Below are 1,388 nucleotides of genomic sequence, written 5' to 3' on the forward strand. Positions count from 1 at the left end.
TATCTCTTATTATGTAATAAGTATCTCTTATTATGTAATAAGTAATACTTGAAGTACAAGGCAGTGCGTGATAATAAAATGCGTTTAATGTTAATGAATAGAGGGCGGCTGTATTAAATTTTGATTAAAATGTCTTTTTTGTTGTAAATAGTTCAAAAAAATGTATACTTTCGTCAAAATTCTTTATTTGTAGTTTTGAAATGTACGATAGATTTATAAAATTCAAATTCAACTTATGTTAAAATTCTTTAATTTTTCTTATCTGTTTTTATTTATTTTTCTATTTATACTTTCCTCTTGTACTTCTCGGAAAGAAATAGTTTATTTTAATGATCTGTCGGATTCGACGAAATTTAGAGACCTTGCAATAACTGAATTCAAAGAACCGATAATTCAACCTGATGACATATTAAGCATAACTATACAAACTTTAGATCCTGTTGAATCTGCTGCTTTGAATCAGACTAATACCGTCGGAGTTATTGGGTCAGCTTCCACTGCGATACCTACTCCCGGATTATTAGTGGATAAAGATGGGAATGTAGAAATCCCCATTCTCGGAATTATAAAGCTTGCTGGTCTTACTATAGATCAGGCAAAGGATGCCGTTCGAAAAGAAGCTTCTAAGTATAATAAAAACCCTACAGTTCAGGTGCGTTTCGCGAACTATAAAATAACGGTGATTGGTGAAGTCAATAGGCCAGCTACTTACACAGTACCAAATGAAAAGGTGTCTATACTCGATGTTCTTGGATTAGCAGGAGACCTCACGATTTACGGGAAACGGCAGAATATAATGTTGATTAGAGACGAAGGAAATGGAAAAAAGATGATAAGGTTAGATCTGACTTCTTCAAACCTTTTTCGATCACCCTATTTTTACCTAAAGCAAAACGATGTAATTTATGTAGAGCCTAATAAATCTAAGATATCGACAAATGATATAGCCATAAGACAAGAAATCACTATAGGAATTAGTTTAATAACATTGATAATAGCAGTAGCAACCAGGCTTTAATTTATAAAATCTTTATATGAATACAAATCATCGGGATTTGGAAGATCAACCATCTGAAACGAGGGATGGGCTAAATTTCAAATTATTAATATCAAAAGTTATTTCTAATTGGATCTGGGTAGTTATATCTATAATTGTTTTTACTGCTGGAGCCTACGGTTATTTAAAGTATGTTACTCCAATTTACCAAAGTACAGCGCGTATTCGCATTGAGGACAGTGATAATGCCTTGTTAGGACAAGATGCTTTGTTAAAACAACTTGGCATGGGAACCGACGAAAGTAAAAAGGAAAACGAGGTAGTGATTTTAAAAACCCATTCATTAATGACCAAAGTGGTAAAAGGGTTGGATTTTTATACTAAATATTAC

At 32.6% G+C, this 1,388-nt stretch carries 2 protein-coding genes; both read left to right on the forward strand.

Annotation, left to right across the window (positions count from 1 at the left end; translation table 11 throughout):
- The first annotated feature begins 235 nt into the window (after positions 1 to 235).
- Positions 236 to 1,018 carry a polysaccharide biosynthesis/export family protein gene (locus tag AC1DPZ_RS27210; RefSeq protein ID WP_477409404.1) on the forward strand — a complete coding sequence of 261 codons (783 nt, stop codon included), beginning with the start codon at positions 236 to 238 and terminating at the stop codon, positions 1,016 to 1,018.
- A gap of 16 nt (positions 1,019 to 1,034) precedes the next feature.
- Positions 1,035 to 1,388 (forward strand): Wzz/FepE/Etk N-terminal domain-containing protein (locus AC1DPZ_RS27215; RefSeq protein WP_477409406.1); only part of this gene is annotated, 354 nt, incomplete at its 3' end.

Source organism: Mucilaginibacter sp. P4_G9, assembly GCF_056400985.1.

Bases quoted from the DNA above. Each gene is read 5' to 3' on its own strand.
- AC1DPZ_RS27210 (WP_477409404.1), top strand. From the start codon at position 236: ATGTTAAAATTCTTTAATTTTTCTTATCTGTTTTTATTTATTTTTCTA.